Below are 17,801 nucleotides of genomic sequence, written 5' to 3'. Positions count from 1 at the left end.
ACACGGCGAGCGGAGGCCGACATGAAATCCCACCTTCTCCGTATATCCATCTGGGTCTTTCTCGCCCCCATGGTTCAAATCACATCCAGGGCAGAAGCGCACTGCCCGGCCGACACACCTGGTCTGCATCCGCGCTTGGTCGCGGGGGCACTGCTCGTTGTTCCGGTGAAAATTAACGGGAAGGGTCCGTTTGATTTCATGGTGGATACGGGTAGCCAGCTCAACGTTATAAATCCGGCGCTCGCCACAATGTTTCAGGTGAAATCGCAAGGCACCGTCGGCCTGGTCACCACCTCTATGGTTCTTCACGCTCCGGTCGTGATTCTCGATTCGCTGCAGACCGGTTTGCTGACTGTTGACAAACCGCTGGCTGCCGTCCAGGACCTCGGACCGATTCAAGCCGCAGATCCGCGCATTCGGGGTGTGCTAGGTGAGAACTTTCTGGCTCACTTTGACTTTTTGATTGACTATCCGCACCGACTACTCTGCCTAGATGATGCGAAGCTCATGCGAAGGAAGCTTCGTGGAGACCCGATTCCGCTGTTGGCCTCAAAGGACTCCGAAACTGACCTGCCTCTCACTCATCGCCTCGTTGTTACCGTCAATCTCTCTGCTACGGGCAGGCGGCCGGTCCTGCTCCAGGTCGATTCCGGAAGTGATGGTCAGATTCTTTTCGCGGGCAACAAGGAATTGGAAGAGCCTCTTCTAAAGCTAGCCAAGCTGCAGGGATTAGAGGTAGGCGAGGCGCGTAGGGCCTTCGTTGTCCTGCCTTCCCAGGACATGAGGCTTGGATCCCGCGTCCTTCGGAAAATACGCTTCGTGATGCCAGCTAATGGGGCGCAAAGCCCTCCGGAGGAAGGCGCTGATGGAATACTGTCGACCATACTGTTTCGGCGCGTCTACGTTTCCCATTCGGATCACTTCATTATTTTTGATCCCAAGTGAGTCGGCGCCCTTGTCGGGCTTACGTCTTTGACAATGCCTCATAAGTGGGATCGTGCCTCAACGATTACCAAATCTCTAATATGGAGCGCAGCAAGAATTTGCTCAACCGGTGACGCGCTCGCAACTGATCCTGCTTGGCTGCTTCGCGGGCGCGTACTAGATCCCGTAGTGCTTCCGAGCTCTCTCCCCGCGCAGGTTTAACCGAGCCGCGACACGGATTTACCTTCGTGACGATCGTCGAGATGCCCAGAGAGACCTCCTCATACCCCTGACTTTGTTGTACTCATCGAACGAGCTAAGCAATGAGAAAATTGGCTTTCCGCGTAGGTATAATCCGCATTGCTATGGCTCTCCCTCCCGGTTCGCGGCTCGACAACTATGAGGTTCTTGGCTTGCTGGGCGCGGGCGGAATGGGCGAGGTCTATCACGCCCGCGATTCGGCGCTGAGACGTGAAGTTGCGATCAAAATTTTGCCCCCCTTTGTCTCACAAAATCCGGAACGCGTTCAGCGCTTTGAACTGGAGGCGCGAGCCGCTGCAGCACTGAACCATCCCAACATTCTCGCCGTTTACCAGCTCGGCTCGTTTCAGGGCTCGCTTTACCTGGTCACTGAGCTGCTCGAAGGCGAAACGCTGCGCGGCCAACTTAAGCTCGCCCCCGTTTTTCCGCGTAAGGCAATCGATTACGCCGTGCAGATCGCCCAAGGACTTTCTGCGGCCCACGAAAAAGGAATAGTACATCGCGATCTAAAACCTGAAAACCTCTTCGTCACAAAAGACGGACGCATCAAGATATTAGATTTTGGTCTTGCCAAGTTGATCCAGCCGAGAACGGCACCAGACGGCGATTTGCCGACGCTCACTCATCAAACTAGCCCCGGCTTAATTGTGGGTACCGCAGGCTATATGTCGCCCGAACAAATACGCGGCAACGGCGTCGACCATCGCACCGATATATTCGCGTTCGGTGTTGTTCTCTACGAGATGCTCTGCGGGGTGCGTGCCTTCCATCGTGATACCGACGTCGAGACCATGACCGCTATCCTCAACGAGGACCCGCCGGCCATCTCGCAGGTTCTCCCAACGGCTCCTCCGGGTCTGCAAAGGGTCGTTCATCGGTGCCTTGAGAAAAATCCCGAGCAACGTTTTCAGTCAGCTTCCGATCTCGCATTTGCTATCGAAGCACTCTCAGGGTCAAATGCCACGCCAGTCGCGCTTGCTGCCCCGCACCCGCACCTGTCTCAGAAATGGATGCGCTGGCTGCTCATTTCCGCAACGATTTCCGCCATCGTCGCCGTGACCTTTTATCTGGTAGTGAAGAGGAACTCTGCCTTACTGCGCATCTCCGGGTATACGCAGATTACCCATTCCGGCAACGCTGGCGAGGTTTATGGAACGGACGGCGTTAGACTGTATCTCTCTCAAAACAGATACGGCATTACGGAGGTCGCAGTCGCAGGTGGAGATATTTCTCCATTGAAAATCGACTTGCCGAATCCGTTTCTCGCGGATGTCTCACCTGATGGTTCCAAATTTCTCGTCTTCTCGCTCAACTCAGGTACCGGTCCCTCCCAGCCTTTCTGGAGCTTGAACATCCTCGGTGGAGCACACCAATATCTGGCCGCGGGAGTAGACGCCTCCTGGTCGCCAGACGGAAACCTGGTCGCTTACACCACTCCAGACGGCTACCTTTTCCTTATCAAAAGTGACGGGACAGGAGGCCACAAGCTGGCTTCGATTGGAGGCAGAGGCTATGGCCCCAGTTGGTCTCCAGACGGCAAAGCGATTCGGTTCTCGAAAAGTGGTGGACTGTGGGAGATATCCTCCTCAGGAGCCGATCTCCATCCCTTGCTGCCTGGGTGGAAAGGCTACGTTTGTTGCGGTGGGCACTGGACGTCCGACGGGCATTTCTTCTACTTCAATTCGGACGGGCAGATATTCACTCGCGACGAACGTCGGTCTCTGTCTGGCAAACAAACGGCTCCCGTGAAGTTAACAACCGGACCTATCGAATGGGGTAATCCCATTGCAGGCAAGGATGGAACAAAAATATTCGTGCAGGGCTCGATTCGGCATGGCGAACTGATCCGATTAGACCCGCACACCAAGCAATTCCAAACATATCTCGGAGGACTATCGGCGGATAGCGTGGCATTCTCAAAGGACGGCCAGTCCATCGCTTACGTTTCCTATCCTGATTGCATACTCTGGAGCGCGAGACGTGACGGCAGCGATCGGGTTCAACTGAGCAGTCCACCCACATGCCCGTTGCAGCCGGCATGGTCACCGGATGGCTCACAAATTCTCTTTGTCAATAGTTCAGGTGAGGACGGTCCAAAGGCCTTCCTCGTTCCATCGCATGGAGGCAGCTCGCAACGACTCGTTCCTAACGACAAAGGGCTAGAAACAGACCCGAGTTGGTCTGCGGACGGAACGAAGATCGTGTTTTCGAACAGCCGATTGGGAGGTAAAGACCCGAACAGCGTCCTGAAGATTTTCGACCTCAAGAGCGATCAGGTATCAACTCTACCGGGATCGACGGGATTGTTCGCTCCTAGATGGTCCCCTGATGGTCGCTCGATCGCTGCAATTCACATGGACTCAATGGGCTTGAACGTCTTCGACGTAAAAACGCAGCGGTGGTCCAATCCCTATAAGGGGCTTATTGGTTACCAATCGTGGTCAGCGGACAGCAAGAACGTCTACTTTCTGAATTTCCTAGAAAATCCAGCCGTACTTCGAGTCCGCGCGGCGGACGGCGCGACTGAGCGCGTCGTCGATCTAAAGGACTTCCGCTACGCGGGGAACGATGGCGGATGGATGGGCATCGACCCTACCGGTGCGCCGCTATTTCTTCGCGATCTGGGCACTTCCGACATCTACTCTCTAAATCTCGAAAGAAAGTGACAGCCTACTACCTGGTGGGTAAAAGAAGTCGTGCTTGTCGCTCTCATCCCAGAGTCGCGGAACGACCGGATTGGCAGGTGAATGAGTTACCGACTTTTCGTCCACGTGGCTTCCTTTCGACTGTCAGTAAGTGATCCAGCGAGTGATCAGTCCACAACATCTAGGTGACGGCCCCGTGCGATGATTGTAAAAAAACGAAGAACCTGGAGAACTTGCATGAGAGACCTGCGACTTCGCCTCAGAAGCAGCTCCGCCATCTTCTTTCTTTCAATCGCAACTTTTGGCCAAAGCGTTCAGGTTCAGCAAAAAGATCAGGCCTCTCACCCCCAGTGAACGAATTGCTATGACCGGGAAAGCATGGAGCCCTGGTTGTCCCGTACCGCTGGATGATCTGCTCTCGATCCGTCTGACCTATTTCGGATTCGATCACCTGACCCATGAGGGCACGCTGGTAATCCACAAGCGGTTCGCCCAAGAAGCCTCCGCGATCTTCCAGGAGCTGTACGACATTCGGTTTCCGATCAACAAAATCGATCCCTACGAGAACTATGAGGTTGGTGGAGGCAATGCAGAAAAGGATGTGACCGTCGGCTTCTACTGCCGCAAAGCGCAAGACGCGCCCACCGAGTGGAGTGGTCATGCCTACGGCATCGCCGTCGACCTTAATCCCTTCGACAATCCGTTCCACGACGTGAAGGAGGGTTGGTGGCCGCAGGGGTCCGATGCTCGTTCCAAGCGCGACGATGCCAAGGGCAAAGTGTCTCCTAACACTGAGGCGTTTCAGATCTTTGCTCGGCATGGCTGGGCGTGGGGAGGCTTTTACTCGGGAGAGCCCGACTACATGCACTTCTATAAGGCGACCCTCGGCGGTAATGGAAACGTCCTCGAGCGGGCTTACGTGGCGACAGGCTTGCAGTACGTCCCAGCTGAACCAGTAGAAGGCGGCGAGGCGAAGGGACAGCCGAAGGGCAAGGAGCAGAAATGAGTTCAAGTTGGGCTAATCGATTCAGAGGTTCTGGCAAGTTGACGGATAGCCGGCTTATCGGACAAAAGCTTCCTTGGGGCGGAGAGGTGGAGGCAGCGAGCGGAAAAGACATGATGCGTCTGTCTGAATGCGGTTGCAGGGCAGGGCTGTCCGTTTGGTCAGGCTCTCTGGCAAGTCCGATGACGATTACGACAACTAGCTCTGAAACACGTTGCCACATATCTCTAAGTGACAGGCCATGTACATTGGGGGTGGTTGGGGCAGTGTTCGAGCACCGCCCCAGCAGTTTTTTGTGCACGACCACAACCTCTTCCACGACCGGATAGATAGTGGTCTCGCTGACGGACTTCAGGCGCGGTTGCGATCTCTAGGCTTACCGTCTCAGTTGCAGTGATCGTCTCCTCATTGTCATGTCGCATCGATTGCACGGACTCAATGACTACGGCCAATCCGCGAGTGAGCTCGTCGCGACCTGCCAACGTGGTCCGAACGGTACTGCTTGCGGTGAAAACGATTGCCAAGATGGTCGCAAACGGCCTCAACGGATTTGAGCGCGGTCTGCGAGACCTCAGTGTCCCGCTGTGCCAGTTGTGCGAAGTAGTCAACCCGCTCCCAATCTTCGATTTCCTCGCGGGTGAGTACGCTCACACTGCCGGCGGACTTCGCTGCAGTCCAAACTGCGTTCGAAGGTCTGAGGTTTCCAGATGTCTGACTGATTGGAGCAGGAAATGTGAAGACGACGTACCCATCGGCAGGAGTCGCTTTGAGCACGACGCTGAGCGTATCGCGCATCCATTGATTCAGGACAAGGTAGGACTGATTGTTTTCCCGAATCTCAAGCACTCGCGCGCGCCTCCTGTTTGAGATCCTCGATGAGGCGGATGCGTTCATTATGACGATGGATTGCCTCAACCGATTGCTCAAGACCCAAGGCAGTAAGGAGGCCAACAACGATCGTGGCAATGTGGATGAAAAAGTCCCTCCACGTGTGTGGAGAAGCATGTGGTGGATGAACGTCGAGCATTAGGGCCTCTGAAAGCGCTGAGAATTTGGCCGGTATTTCTCTGTAGCAGTAGCAGCAATCATTAACGAACCTCGTTTGGAATCAATCACTTTTCATCTGTTTTCGCAGTCAGCCCTAACTGGTCGCCTATAAGCCTGTCCACCCACCGTGACGGCAATTGAGTTGGAAGTATCCAGTTCTTGAGAAGCCCCGTCACGCAAACGTAAGTCGAGCGAGGTCGGCTCGTGGTCAAGGCCGTAAACACGGCATCGCCGATCACTCGCGGTTCCATACCGTTCCTGCCGTCCCGAACCATGACGTCGCGGAATGTATCAATAAGACCTGCGTAGGGCGTGCCTCTGTACGCCCGGAAATCGAGGCTTTCCGCCTTGTCCCAGATAGGCGTCTTCACAGGCCCAGGCACAACGGTGATCACGTCAATACCATAAGGCAGGAGTTCACGGCGAAGCGACTCAGACAAACCGTTGAGTGCATGTTTTGATGCCGCGTAGGCTCCGAAGAACGGAATGCCGATGCGGCCTGCCGTCGAGCCAATGTTGATTACTCTTCCCGGTGTTCTTCCTGTGGAGCGGAGCAGCGGAACAAAGTGTTGAATGACGTTGAGAGTGCCAATCACGTTCACTTCGAACTGCTGGCGAAATTCAGCAATTGGCACGTACAACAGAGGAGCGGCCGTACCAGTGCCGGCATTGTTCACGATTCCGAACAGGGGCTCATTATCTAGCCTATCCCGCACCTGTTTGGTTGCAGCCGCAACGGCATCCACGTCAGTCGTGTCGAAGATTAAGGGAACGACTTGCTCTTTGAATGCATTGAGCAGCCGTTCAGCGTCGTGGCGAGTCCTCACGCTGCCGAAGACCCGGATGCCTCTTGCGGTCAGGGCCTCGGTGACTGCCCAACCAATCCCGGAAGAGGCACCTGTCACAAGGACGTTCGGTTGTGTTTTCATTGCTTTTCTCCCACATCACAGCAAATCGAGGAGCTCCATCGAGCTAAATGCCTCGGCAAACGCCCAACCCCAGGGAAGGGGCTAGATCTCGGCGCAAGCCTTACAACTGCACAGCAACCTTCCCATTGCTCCCCCGTGCGACCAGTTCATGAGCTGCCGCGATATCGTTCCCGCCGAATTGCACGTCCGCGAGAAGAGGTCGCAATTGCTTCCTCTCCACAAGCGTCGCAACCTCGGACAGGATTGCTCCTTGATGGGCACGCTGTAGTCCTGTCAACAGAGGGTAAAGTGTAAACACGCCGGAATAGCTGGCGCTACGGAACGAGAGTGGTGCCAGGGAGTGTGTGCCCCAGCCAAGACAACTCACCACATGCCCCGTGTAGCGCTTGACGGCGGCGAAGGATGCGTCCAGGACTGCTCCGCCCAGCGTGTCATAGATGACATCGAAACCGGCCCCTCCAGTGCATTCAGTCAGGTAGTCGTTCACGGAGGTATACCGGTCGATTGCGGTCGCGCCCAGAGCCTCCACGAGCGCCCGCTTGTCCTGTGAGACTGTCGCGTAGACCTTCGCTCCAAGGGCAAGAGCAATCTGGACCGCCGCATAGCCCACGCCCCCGGCACCAGCGTGTACCAGCACGGTCTGTCCCGGTTGAATCTTCGCTTTATCTACGAGGCCTTCCCAGGCAGTGATTGTCACCAGTGGCATCACCGCCGCTTCCTGCATGTTCAGAAGCTTAGGTTTGTGCGCCAGCAGGGCACCATCAGCTGCCACAAATTCGGCCAACGTGCCTTGCAGGCCGCCAACGCCCCCGACCATCCCGAATACCTCGTCACCTGGACGGAACGCCGTGACATCGGAGCCAACCGACTCCACGACACCGGCCATGTCTAAGCCGAGTACCGCGGGAATAGGCTGCTTTGCATGCTCCGCCTGGCCTGCTCGAATCTTGGTGTCCAGAGGATTCACCCCACTGGCGATAATCTTGACCAACACCTGATCGGCTGAGGGGCTAGGCCGATCGATTTCCACCCTCTTGAAAGGACCATTCGCACTTTCGACGACATAAGCTCTCATTGCGGCTCCTATGGTTGTTGTTTAACAAGGCTCTTGCATAATGGCCAGTTCCAGCCGACGTCCCGCATCTAACCACTCGTGGAAGGCGCGCCGTCCGCCTGACCGCTAATCCACGTCGTTCGCGCTGCACCAACGGAAGCTGCGTGGCGCTTGGCGATCTCGTAGCATCACGAAGGCAGTACTCGACAGACGTTCCAGCAGAATGGGATCCGCGCCATCAATACCAGAGCCGCTTGGCGAACCATCTCCCAATGCGGAGCAGGATGTGCTGACCCTAAAGCGGTTCTTATCGCGACGAAGGACGCGTGACGTGCAGCGGCTGGAGTGGGCGCCGGAGAAGCCAACACCATCCCAAACCCTGATTGCTGCATTCGGGGCACCCTTGCATTGCTCGTGCTTCTCCACATAGACGCCATGCTTGAGGGAGAGCGGGTCAGTTTGCGCAACGATCAAGAACGGCATCGAAAGCGACGCGGCAGAGATCATTGTTTTTAGCATTGCACCCATTAGCTTCATGGTCCTCCTTCTTTGCCTTCGCTGTTCTGAATGGTGGATTACGAATTAACAAGCTGCGGAGTGTTTGCCACTGTCCGGGAGCGGTCCGGCTCCATCGATGCGCTCTTATCAAGTCGCACCAACGTTAAGAAACGCAGCAGCATTGCGTCGACTTGATCATGGACAAGTAGGGGAGCGAAGTGACCAGCCCCGACGGTTCTTCCGATCATGAGTTCGGGGATGAGTTCCCTAAGCCTAACGAGATCGGCAAGTGGCTGTGCGGCCCCGATGTAGGCCACGGGGACAGTACAACCTGCAGCAGCCGCAGCGAAATTGTGGTCTTCCATGTGCCCTTTCAATGAAGATAGAAGAACGTGTTGAGTGGCCTTTGGGAAACTTTCGAGGACAGGGTCCAGAGCTGGCAGGTCCGATGGCAGGCTGAGCGCTCTCATGATCGACCTATAAGTTGCCTCGAACCCAGCCTCCATCAACCCGGGGACCAGAGGGCCGAGAATGTTATTCAAGCTGGATGGAGCCTGGAACGCAGTATCAAGCATTGCGACCGCTTCAACCAGCGCGGGATTTCTGTAGCCCATCTCCAAAGCGACAGCGCCGCCCATGCTGTGGCCGACGACCGCTACGCGTGTAATTCCCAGCTCGCCGCAAAGCCACATCACGTCATCAGCATATTGTGCAATGGAGTACACCGCCTCCGGCGCACCGCTTTCCCCGTGCCCACGTAGGTCTACATTAATTACAGTATGGGAGTGCTCGAAAAAGGTTTGCTGCCTTAGAAGAGTCGTGTGGTCACAGCCCCATCCGTGAATTAGCAGCAAAGCGTTCTCCTGATCTCCGCTTTTACTGAATGCTAGCGGCACGCTATCCCGAAGCTTGTTTTGCACGTTTGTACTCCTTTTTCTGCATTTGAGCTCGTCAGGGCCTTGAAAAAGCTCGACAAACTGGTCGTCAAAGTGATCATGCAGTAGGTTGTGGCGCCGGAACGCACTCAGAGTATCCAGAGATTGCCCAGGAGTATCCGATTGGATCGACTGTCGCCCTATTTCTCCCACTTTTCCCTCTCTGCACGCATCTTCCTTGCCGGCACGCTCTGTGGAACGTCGAGCGATCACGTGACGCAAACAGCCGGGCATCTCCACGTTCTTCGCCGGGGCAGACTAACCATATATGAACCTGGGGAGCTCCCGGTCAGCGTTGAAGAACCGAGCGTTTTACTCTATCCCCGTCCGGCGGAGCATACATTCCGATCAGCCGGCGCAGATATCGTATGTGCGTTCGTGGAGTTCGGTGCGGGCATGCTTAACCCGCTGGCATCTGCCCTGCCTAAGCTCCTGATGGTTCCGCTGGCGGCTGCACCCCCGCTTGTCCCCACCGCAGAGTCGCTGTTTGCCGAAGCATTCGACAACAAAGATGGACGACAGGTGGCTGTCGACCGGCTGGCAGAATACTTTCTCGTCCTCCTCCTCAGGTTCGCCATCGATTCACAGGTGATGCAGGGCGGTATATTGACTGCTCTATCTGACCCACACCTATCGCGAGTGCTGGCGGCGTTTCACCATCAACCCGAGAAGGCCTGGACTCTTGAGGAACTGGCACACGTAGGAGGCATGTCTCGGGCGCGCTTTGCTGCCCACTTCCTGAGCATCATGGGCCAAACTCCATTTGAATACCTTACCCAGTGGCGTATCGGAGTCGCACAGTCCCTTCTCAAGAAAGGAGAGCCACTCAAGATGGTGGCTCCCGCAGTCGGCTACAGCAGCACAGGAGCGCTCACTCGTACGTTTTCTCAGCTTGTCGGCAAGCCGCCGATGGCATGGCTTGCGGCCCAACGTAAGTACTAGGGCGATGACGCTCCCCAGACACCATGCAGGGTCATGAGACGGAGTGTGAAGATCGTGGTACGGAGAGTGAACGTTGTAGTCGTCCGCTGCCTGACGATCAGTGAGCAGGAATACTGAGCGCTCCCTCCTCGCCAGGCTGAACAACATCTGGCCTTGCGGGAACGACGCTGTCGATTTAGGAGCTCTTGATGCCATCTCAACCCGAATACATCCTCGCCGGCGTCCTCATGAAACAACACCTTGCAGGAGATCAGACTGCCGGGGCACTCTCCATGTTCGAGAACAGAAGCACAGGCCCTTCGCGTACGCCGATCCACGTTCATGAACACGATGACGAGGCGCTTCACATGTTAGAGGGTGAAATGCGGGCAATCATTGCAGGTAAGGAACAGTCGATCAGAGCCGGCGAAACAGTCTTTCTCCCAAGGGGTATTCCGCACCAACTGATGAATATCAGTGGTCAGCCAACGCATTACCTTCTGCTTTGCACGCCGAGCGGCTTTGAGGGCTTTCTGGCCGAGGGCGGCCACCTAAGGGCTCCCGGCGAACAAGTGCAAGCTCCCTCGCCTGAAGACATAGAGCGCATGAAGGCCGCAGCTCCACGGTTCGGAATCACCTTGCTCACAGGTTGGTAAAGGCAGAACCAGGCTTTTCACATTCGGGAGGATTTGCGATGTTCGTTTTAACGGATAACGGGATTCTGCAGCGTTCTGCCACGGGGTCGGTCGAGGAAGTCGTAGAGCGACTTCTCTCCATCTTGCGCGGCAAAGGTATCACCGTCTTTGCAGTTGTTGACCACAGCGGCGAGGCCACGAAGATCCGTCTACAGATGCCGAACACGAAGCTCGTGATTTTTGGAAATCCGCAGGCCGGTACTCCAGTCATGCTCGCTGCACCCAGCAGCGCGCTCGATTTGCCACTGAAGATCCTGATCGCAGAAGGTGCAGACGGAAGCACCTGGATCAGCTACAACAGCGCCTCGTATCTGCAAATGCGTCACGAGCTGAACGATGTGCTGATCGAGAATATAGCAGGTATCGAGAACATCGTTAAAGCCCTCGCACACTAGCAACTTGATTCTCTGACGTGTAAAGACGTGGATATCGAAGCGAACTGAGACCAAGGAGTGACGATGCCGGATAGCACACACCACACAGTAGAAGTGTTTGATGCCCTGGTTCTTGGAAGCGGAGAAGCAGGGAAGTACCTTAGCTGGTCCTTAGGTGCTGAAGGGAAAAGAGTGGCGCTCATCGAGAGACGATACGTCGGTGGTTCCTGTCCCAACATCGCCTGCCTGCCAAGCAAAAACATCGTGCATTCGGCCAAGGTCGCCTGGTATGCGCAACGGCTGGATGAGTTTGGCATGAACAAATCCGCGCCAGGTATCGATATGGCTGTGGTCCGCGAGAGAAAGCGGGCTATGGTCAGGGGCCTTGTTGATGTCCACGAAAAGCGCTTTGCTGCGAACCACGTGGTGTTCGTAAATGGCGAAGGTCGGTTTGTAGGCCCTCGCACCCTATCTGTGGCGCTCCCAGAAGGTGGCACTCGCCTGCTCAAGGCGGACATTGTGATCGTGAGCACTGGCTCGCGGGCCGTTATCCCGGACATCCACGGCTTGCGTGCCTCGCAGCCGATGACCCATGTCGAAGAACTCGAACTCGACACATTGCCTGGGCATCTCTTGGTGCTGGGTGTCGGGTATGTGGGGCTCGAGTTCGCACAGGCTATGGCGCGCTTCGGTTCGCGGGTGACGGTTATCAATCGAGGCGAGCGGCTCCTATCCAACGAAGACGAGGATGTCACGGCTGCTCTCGCAGCGGTGCTCGCAAAAGAGGGAATCCATCTCCAGCTAGGCAGTACCTTGGAATCGGTGAGCGGGCGCTCCGGTGACCCTGTGACAGCACGTATACGGACCGCGACGGGGGAACAGGTGGTCGAAGCCACGCACATCCTCGTGGCTGCTGGCCGCCAGCCGAACACAGACGAGATTGGCTTGGAGAAGGCCGGCATCGAACTGAGTCCGAACGGCTACATCAAGGTTAACGACTCCTTGCAGACCACGGCAGAAGGTGTGTTTGCAGTAGGGGATTGCGCGGGTAGCCCCCAATTCACTCATATTGCGTATGACGATTACCGGGTCGTGCAAAGGGTGATGAAAGGCGAGAGCGCAACTGTCTCTGGTCGGCAGGTGCCGTACACACTCTTTACCGATCCTGAACTCGCGCACGTCGGCCTCCACGAACATGAGGCCAAAGAGCAGGGAATTGAGTATCGGCTTTTGAAATTGCCGATGGCGGCGGTGTTACGCACACGCACGCTCGGGGAAACTGCCGGCTTTCTCAAGGCGCTGATTGCTGCAGACGACCTCATCCTTGGCTTCACAGCGCTTGGGGTAGGGGCGGGGGAGCTGCTTGCACCGGTTCAGTTGGCGATGAGCGCGGGGCTGCCGTACACGGCTCTGCGGGACTTGATCGTGACTCACCCTACGATGTCCGAAGGTTTGATGAATTTGTTTTCATCTACGCCAGTTCAGTAGATTGTCGCTTCAACAAAGGTCACAGCAGAATTGGATCGTGTGTTGCTCACATAAGCCAAGACAGGAGATTTATGACGAGTCATTCGGTAGCAACATCCAGAAGTTGGGCTGTACGCGTCTTCACACTTGCCGCCGGTCTCGACAGGTTCGGGATGGGACTGCTCCGTCTCGGTTTAGTCATCGTTCTTCTTTGGATCGGAGGGTTGAAATTTGCCAGCTACGAAGCCGATAGCATTGTTCCATTGGTCGCAAACAGCCCGTTGGCCAGCTTCATGTACAGCCATCCCGCACCGGAGTACCGCCTCCATATGAACAAGGAAGGGGAGGTGAAACCGGCCAATCAAGAGTGGCAGCGGTCAAACAATACCTACCTCGTCTCTAACGGACTGGGCATCGTCATTGTGATGCTGGGTTTACTGATCGCGCTTTATCCTGTGCTCCCGCAAGCGTCTGCAGTAGGCAGCGGCCTTCTCGTTCTGATGTCGCTCACAACTCTTTCCTTTTTGATGACCACCCCCGAAGCTTGGGTGCCGGCGCTTGGCGAGATGCACCACGGTTTTCCGTATCTCTCCGGGGTAGGCAGGCTCATCGTCAAGGATTGCATCATGCTCGGTGCCGCCGTGTTGACCATGGCTGATGCCGCAAGATCCTACCTTCATCGACGCCTAGAGATCACCGTGCGATAGCGCTTCTTACCTTCACAATGCAACTGCTGACTCGGAGAATGTATGACACGTAGAGGCTTTATCTCGCAAGGTGCCGGCGTAATAGCAACTGCAACAGCGGCTGCAGCAGCCGAGCCTCTCAACGGCAAAGAGGTGAACCATGTACCGCACACCACTTTGCATCGAATTGAGGCCGACGGCGTAAGTGTCTTTTACCGCGCAGCCGGGCCGACGGATGGACCAGTACTCCTCCTGCTGCACGGCTTCCCCACCTCCTCGTTTCAATATCGCAACCTCATCCCTTTACTCGCGGACCGCTACCGGGTCATCGCTCCTGATCTGCCAGGCTTCGGTTTCACGGAGATTCCTTCAAGTCGGCAGTATCGGTATACCTTCGACAACCTTGCTCGCACCGTTGAGGCGTTCGCGGATGTGCTGCAACTGAAACGCTACGCACTCTATGTATTCGACTATGGCCCACCTACCGGATTCCGTTTAGCGATGGCCCACCCTAACGAATTACCGCGATCGTTTCACAAAATGGCAATGCGTACGTAGAGGGCCTTGGGGATGACTGCTCCGATTCAGCGCTATTGGAAAGAGCCGTCAGCAGAGAACCGGGAGACTCTGCGACAAGCTTTGGGTCCCGCAGGTCTGCGCTCTCAGTACACGGACGAGGTCCCGCACCCGGAACAGATAGACCCTGTCGGTTACACGCTTGACGCAGCCATGATTGAGAGGCCAGGGAACATGGATATCCAGTTAGACCTCTTTCTTGACTATGCCATCAACGTCAAACTGTACCCGGCATTCCAGGAGTACTTCCGCCGGGCCAAGCCCCCTCTGCTTGCAATCTGGGGTAAGCATGATCTTTTCTTCATCCCGGCCGGCGCCAGGGCCTTCAGGCGTGACGATCCGAACGCTACTGTCCAATTTCTGGACACGGGGCATTTCGCGTTGGAAACGCACGTAGAAGAGGTTGCGCTTGCGATGAAGCAATTTCTTTCGCCAACCGCAAGGTGAACATCCTGTCTCGCACCCTTACTGTATGAGCTTCGCGAGAAGTGCCGCACTCCGGCACGGCGCTTTCCGGACAGGATAGATTCTCTGGAACACTGTGCCAGAACACGGCGCAGATATCATCAAGAACACACGAGTGAGACCAGGGTGGCCGGATCGCTCCGACCACCCTAGAGTTTCCTCCTGCTGCCACTCTCAGGACTTCTTTTGTAGAAGCTGGGCGGCCCGTTCGCCCACAATCACACAAGGTGCCATCGTGTTCCCGGTAGTAACGCGTGGCAGAATCGATGCGTCCGCGATACGAAGACCTTCCACGCCGTAAACCTTGAGCTCACCATCCACGACTGACATGGCATCGCGCCCCATTTTCGCGGTGCCGGACTGATGCCAGAACGTGACGAGACCATTCCGTATGTATTCATCCAAAGCTAGGCCCGTCATGTTCGTGTGCTCACGTTTGGTATACGGACGGAGGGCAGCAGCGTTCCCGATCTCGCGGGCTCGTTCGACACCAAGCTTGAGATCAGCAAGATCGCTTGGAGCGGCCAAGTAGTTGGCCTGGACCTGAGCTGGAGCGGAAGCCTCAGCGCCTGTCAGATGAACGGAGCCTCTGCTTGCAGGCCGCATCCCCATAAAGAGCGTCCATGCTGCTTCGGGTGCTGGGTACCGAGCGGCGTTCTCCGGCGTGAGGAACGGGATGCCGATGCCATAGGTGTAGAAGTTCGGCGCATCCAGAGCAGAATCAGTCTTCCAAAATGCGACAGCGGAACTCCGGGCATTATGTGGAAGAGGTGCATCGGTAGCCTCCCATACAAGTGCAAGTGCAGCGTGGTCATGCAGGTTGCGGCCCACGCCGGGCAGATGTTGCCGCACCTGTATGTCGAACTTGCTGAGCTCATTCTTGTCCCCGATTCCGGACTGCATCAGCAGCTTCGGTGTTTGTATTGCGCCCTGGGAAAGCACGATCTCTGCGCTTGCTTTGGCTTGACGCAGTTGTCCCTCGTACTCGAACTCGATACCTGCGGCCCGGCTCCCTTCGAAGAGGATCCGAGTTGTCAGAGCGTTCGTCAGGACGGTCAGGTTAGGTTGCAAGAGTCGAGGGTAGACGTAGGAGCGATAGGCGGACTGCCGCCTGCCGTTATGGATGATGTTGTCGACGACGGCGCAGCCTCCGTTCTCTTTCATCATCTGTCCGCCAGAGTTTGCAAATCTCGGCATTCCGGAGGACTCCGCTGCATCGAGCATTGCGAGCGAAAAAGCATCAGGATCGGCAACGGGCTGAACATGCATTGGCCCTCCCACACCGTAGAAATCAGGATCAGAAGCCCCAACCCAATCTTCCACGCGAGAACGATAAAGCTCGAGGACCGCGTCGTACCGCCACCCAGCGTCGTCAGCTTCAGCAGCGTACATGTCCCAATCTGCCTTGTGGCCCCGAGACCATGTCCCAACGTTGATGCTGGACCCACCGCCCAACACCTTACCCATGGAGTACAGAAGAGAACGTCCGCCCAGCTGGACGTTCGGTTCCGTCATGAATCTCCAGTCATTCTCGCCGCCTAGGTTCATAGGCCAGCTGTCCGTATCAAGCACCAGATCCGATTCGTCGCTTCCGCCCGCCTCCAGCAGCAGCACCCTGACCTCCGGATTCGCGGCAAGTCGTCCAGCAACAACTGAGCCAGCGCTCCCACTGCCGCAAACGATGTAATCGAATTCTGTACTCAAATCCGACGAGAGGCGACTCTGGTGTAAGCGAGCCGCCGTTGCAAATGTACCCTCAACCAACTTCGACATGTTCTATCTCCTTGGGATCGTCGCTGCGCATGCACCTGGCTCTGCGCGCATGATGCCCCGCTACGACGGAACATCTCAGACCTCATCTCAAGAATCAGCTGCTTTGCAGCACAAGGAGTCACTCTCGGTACCAGGACTATCACTTGGAGTACCTGACCGACAGCTCCACATCCGGACCGCAGCCTTCCTCCGGCTGAAATTTCCTTCTGCGCCTGAGTCGAAAGCGATAGGGGGAGGGATCTTCGGGGAGACACCGCACCGCGCGGAAACAACTGCTCGTTCGTAGCGCCAATAAGCCGCGATTCTGTTCGCGCTCAGTAGAAATGACAGGGTACTGCGCCCAATAGAAATGTCAGTATAAGGGCCGTCGTTGTCTTGCGGTGGGAATGTGCGAAATCACGAAGTGATTTCCAAGGGCTGTGGGAAGAGTGGGACGGCTTTATCGTTCCACGGTTTCCATCAGACCGTCATTTCCACCGCTCCGTGCGGACTTGTTCCATCAGAAGTCCTCTTCACTCGCTTCTTATAGCCGGTCTTCTGGCTGTTAGTCATGACCTCGTGGCGAGCCGGAGGTCCTGCTGCGCCCAGGCGCTTGTTCTCGACGATGGCCGTGTGGCTGACACGCTGGTCCTTGCTGAAGACGCGATAGGGAAGCACGTGACCACGCCAGCGAACCTCCAGCGGCTTCTCCCAGTGGTCGAACAGCTCGACGTACTGGCCCTCCAATCCCTTCGCAACATCGGTTTGCTCCAGGATGATCTGCTTGCGGTCGTAGTGGAAGGTGAGTTGCGCACCGACATAGCGCTGCTCGCGGTGACACAGGATGTCGTTCAGCCTGGGCGTGGCTGTTCGCAGTGGACGGTGCAGGTTCTGTGTTCTGGCCGGCGGCACGGCAAAGCGTTCGTTATAGCGTTCCATGAACGCAGGCAGGAAAGCGTTGCCGGCTGCCATGTCACTGACGCCGGCAAGCCGTAGCTCCTTCACGAGCCGGTCCTGCAGCGTGCGGTTCGCACGCTCGACGCGGCCCTTGGCCTGGCTGGAGTTCGCGCAGAGGATCTCGATGTTCAGCTCCGAGAGCGCACGTCCGAACTGCGTCATGCCTTGACCACCCTTGGTGTCTTGGCGCACGACGCGGAAGACCGAGTGCTTGTCGGAGTAGAAGGCGACAGGGCAACCGTGCTCGTGAAGGTACCCACGAGTGTCTGCCTATCCCTGGGAGGAGGTATACAAGGCGGCCGTTCGCCGGCATTGGCAGAACGCCCGCCGGGAAAACTCGTTCAAGTCCTCGGACAAACAGCCAGAGTCGGAAGACAATACCGAGCAAACAAGAAAAATGGCATCTTGAGGGGCGACGAAAGAACAGTCACAACGGCGCGCCTTCAACCTGATACCGATATTGGTCTTCAACGACCGACCGACTTATAAGGACAGGCACGCAGCGGAACTCATCGTGGCCAGGAGAGACGATCTCCACACAAAGGCCGGATACATTGCCGCAGACTTGTCTATCGCACGTAGCTTCTCCCTTGCAGTCCTGCGGCGGACCAT

General features: G+C 56.4%; 14 protein-coding genes and 2 pseudogenes. 9 read left to right on the top strand and 7 right to left on the bottom strand.

What is annotated here, in order from left to right; translation table 11 throughout:
• Nucleotides 1-21 precede the first annotated feature (21 nt).
• From ACPOL_RS31925 to ACPOL_RS31910, 3 genes are all read left to right on the top strand, one after another.
• Nucleotides 22-945, top strand: a complete 924-nt coding sequence (locus ACPOL_RS31925; protein WP_161557696.1) for a retropepsin-like aspartic protease — start codon at nt 22-24, stop codon at nt 943-945.
• A gap of 302 nt (nt 946-1,247) precedes the next feature.
• Nucleotides 1,248-3,851, top strand: a complete 2,604-nt coding sequence (locus ACPOL_RS31915) for a protein kinase domain-containing protein (RefSeq protein ID WP_114211400.1) — start codon at nt 1,248-1,250, stop codon at nt 3,849-3,851.
• Nucleotides 3,852-4,194: 343 nt separating this feature from the next.
• Complete coding sequence (locus ACPOL_RS31910; RefSeq protein WP_114211399.1) at nt 4,195-4,836, top strand: M15 family metallopeptidase; 642 nt, start codon at nt 4,195-4,197, stop codon at nt 4,834-4,836.
• Nucleotides 4,837-5,268: 432 nt separating this feature from the next.
• Here ACPOL_RS31910 and ACPOL_RS31905 read toward each other — a convergent pair whose 3' ends face one another.
• The 5 genes from ACPOL_RS31905 to ACPOL_RS31880 form a co-directional block, all read right to left on the bottom strand.
• Nucleotides 5,269-5,679, bottom strand: coding sequence for a hypothetical protein (locus ACPOL_RS31905; protein ID WP_114211398.1), 411 nt, complete (start codon nt 5,677-5,679; stop codon nt 5,269-5,271).
• 266 nt (nt 5,680-5,945) lie between these two features.
• The gene (locus tag ACPOL_RS31895; RefSeq protein WP_114211396.1) at nt 5,946-6,809 is read right to left on the bottom strand and encodes an SDR family oxidoreductase; all 864 of its coding nucleotides are present in this window, start codon (nt 6,807-6,809) and stop codon (nt 5,946-5,948) included.
• 100 nt (nt 6,810-6,909) lie between these two features.
• The gene (locus tag ACPOL_RS31890) at nt 6,910-7,884 is read right to left on the bottom strand and encodes a zinc-dependent alcohol dehydrogenase family protein (RefSeq protein WP_114211395.1); all 975 of its coding nucleotides are present in this window, start codon (nt 7,882-7,884) and stop codon (nt 6,910-6,912) included.
• Nucleotides 7,885-7,989: 105 nt separating this feature from the next.
• Nucleotides 7,990-8,400 carry a hypothetical protein gene (locus ACPOL_RS31885; protein ID WP_150133225.1) on the bottom strand — a complete coding sequence of 137 codons (411 nt, stop codon included), beginning with the start codon at nt 8,398-8,400 and terminating at the stop codon, nt 7,990-7,992.
• 38 nt (nt 8,401-8,438) lie between these two features.
• Nucleotides 8,439-9,281, bottom strand: a complete 843-nt coding sequence (locus ACPOL_RS31880; RefSeq protein WP_161557695.1) for an alpha/beta fold hydrolase — start codon at nt 9,279-9,281, stop codon at nt 8,439-8,441.
• A gap of 138 nt (nt 9,282-9,419) precedes the next feature.
• Between ACPOL_RS31880 and ACPOL_RS31875 the strand changes: the two genes are divergently transcribed.
• From ACPOL_RS31875 to ACPOL_RS31850, 6 genes and pseudogenes are all read left to right on the top strand, one after another.
• Nucleotides 9,420-10,238, top strand: coding sequence for an AraC family transcriptional regulator (locus tag ACPOL_RS31875; RefSeq protein WP_114211392.1), 819 nt, complete (start codon nt 9,420-9,422; stop codon nt 10,236-10,238).
• A 188-nt stretch (nt 10,239-10,426) separates the two neighbouring features.
• On the top strand, nt 10,427-10,873 hold the full coding sequence (locus tag ACPOL_RS31870) for a cupin domain-containing protein (protein WP_114211391.1): 447 nt from the start codon (nt 10,427-10,429) through the stop codon (nt 10,871-10,873).
• Between the two features lie 38 nt (nt 10,874-10,911).
• Nucleotides 10,912-11,307, top strand: a complete 396-nt coding sequence (locus ACPOL_RS31865; protein WP_114211390.1) for a DUF302 domain-containing protein — start codon at nt 10,912-10,914, stop codon at nt 11,305-11,307.
• Between the two features lie 63 nt (nt 11,308-11,370).
• Nucleotides 11,371-12,774 carry a dihydrolipoyl dehydrogenase family protein gene (locus ACPOL_RS31860; RefSeq protein ID WP_114211389.1) on the top strand — a complete coding sequence of 468 codons (1,404 nt, stop codon included), beginning with the start codon at nt 11,371-11,373 and terminating at the stop codon, nt 12,772-12,774.
• A gap of 71 nt (nt 12,775-12,845) precedes the next feature.
• The gene (locus ACPOL_RS31855; RefSeq protein WP_114211388.1) at nt 12,846-13,460 is read left to right on the top strand and encodes a DUF417 family protein; all 615 of its coding nucleotides are present in this window, start codon (nt 12,846-12,848) and stop codon (nt 13,458-13,460) included.
• A 42-nt stretch (nt 13,461-13,502) separates the two neighbouring features.
• A pseudogene (locus ACPOL_RS31850) lies at nt 13,503-14,462 on the top strand (alpha/beta fold hydrolase).
• A gap of 192 nt (nt 14,463-14,654) precedes the next feature.
• On the opposite strand, the gene ACPOL_RS31845 reads toward ACPOL_RS31850, so the two are convergent.
• The gene (locus ACPOL_RS31845; RefSeq protein WP_114211387.1) at nt 14,655-16,253 is read right to left on the bottom strand and encodes a GMC family oxidoreductase; all 1,599 of its coding nucleotides are present in this window, start codon (nt 16,251-16,253) and stop codon (nt 14,655-14,657) included.
• 459 nt (nt 16,254-16,712) lie between these two features.
• Nucleotides 16,713-17,444 (bottom strand): annotated as a pseudogene (locus ACPOL_RS31840) (transposase family protein); the annotation flags it as partial.
• Nucleotides 17,445-17,801: the final 357 nt, after the last annotated feature.

The organism is Acidisarcina polymorpha, from assembly GCF_003330725.1.
Lineage (GTDB): Bacteria > Acidobacteriota > Terriglobia > Terriglobales > Acidobacteriaceae > Acidisarcina > Acidisarcina polymorpha.
This window is presented reverse-complemented; position numbering and strand designations above follow the sequence as displayed.

Excerpts from the sequence above, each read along its gene's own strand:
- ACPOL_RS31925 (WP_161557696.1), top strand. The coding sequence starts at position 22 with ATGAAATCCCACCTTCTCCGTATATCCATCTGGGTCTTTCTCGCCCCC.
- ACPOL_RS31915 (WP_114211400.1), top strand. The coding sequence starts at position 1,248 with ATGAGAAAATTGGCTTTCCGCGTAGGTATAATCCGCATTGCTATGGCT.
- ACPOL_RS31910 (WP_114211399.1), top strand. The coding sequence starts at position 4,195 with ATGACCGGGAAAGCATGGAGCCCTGGTTGTCCCGTACCGCTGGATGAT.
- ACPOL_RS31895 (WP_114211396.1), bottom strand. The coding sequence starts at position 6,809 with ATGAAAACACAACCGAACGTCCTTGTGACAGGTGCCTCTTCCGGGATT.
- ACPOL_RS31890 (WP_114211395.1), bottom strand. The coding sequence starts at position 7,884 with ATGAGAGCTTATGTCGTCGAAAGTGCGAATGGTCCTTTCAAGAGGGTG.
- ACPOL_RS31885 (WP_150133225.1), bottom strand. The coding sequence starts at position 8,400 with ATGAAGCTAATGGGTGCAATGCTAAAAACAATGATCTCTGCCGCGTCG.
- ACPOL_RS31870 (WP_114211391.1), top strand. The coding sequence starts at position 10,427 with ATGCCATCTCAACCCGAATACATCCTCGCCGGCGTCCTCATGAAACAA.
- ACPOL_RS31865 (WP_114211390.1), top strand. The coding sequence starts at position 10,912 with ATGTTCGTTTTAACGGATAACGGGATTCTGCAGCGTTCTGCCACGGGG.
- ACPOL_RS31860 (WP_114211389.1), top strand. The coding sequence starts at position 11,371 with ATGCCGGATAGCACACACCACACAGTAGAAGTGTTTGATGCCCTGGTT.
- ACPOL_RS31855 (WP_114211388.1), top strand. The coding sequence starts at position 12,846 with ATGACGAGTCATTCGGTAGCAACATCCAGAAGTTGGGCTGTACGCGTC.
- ACPOL_RS31845 (WP_114211387.1), bottom strand. The coding sequence starts at position 16,253 with ATGTCGAAGTTGGTTGAGGGTACATTTGCAACGGCGGCTCGCTTACAC.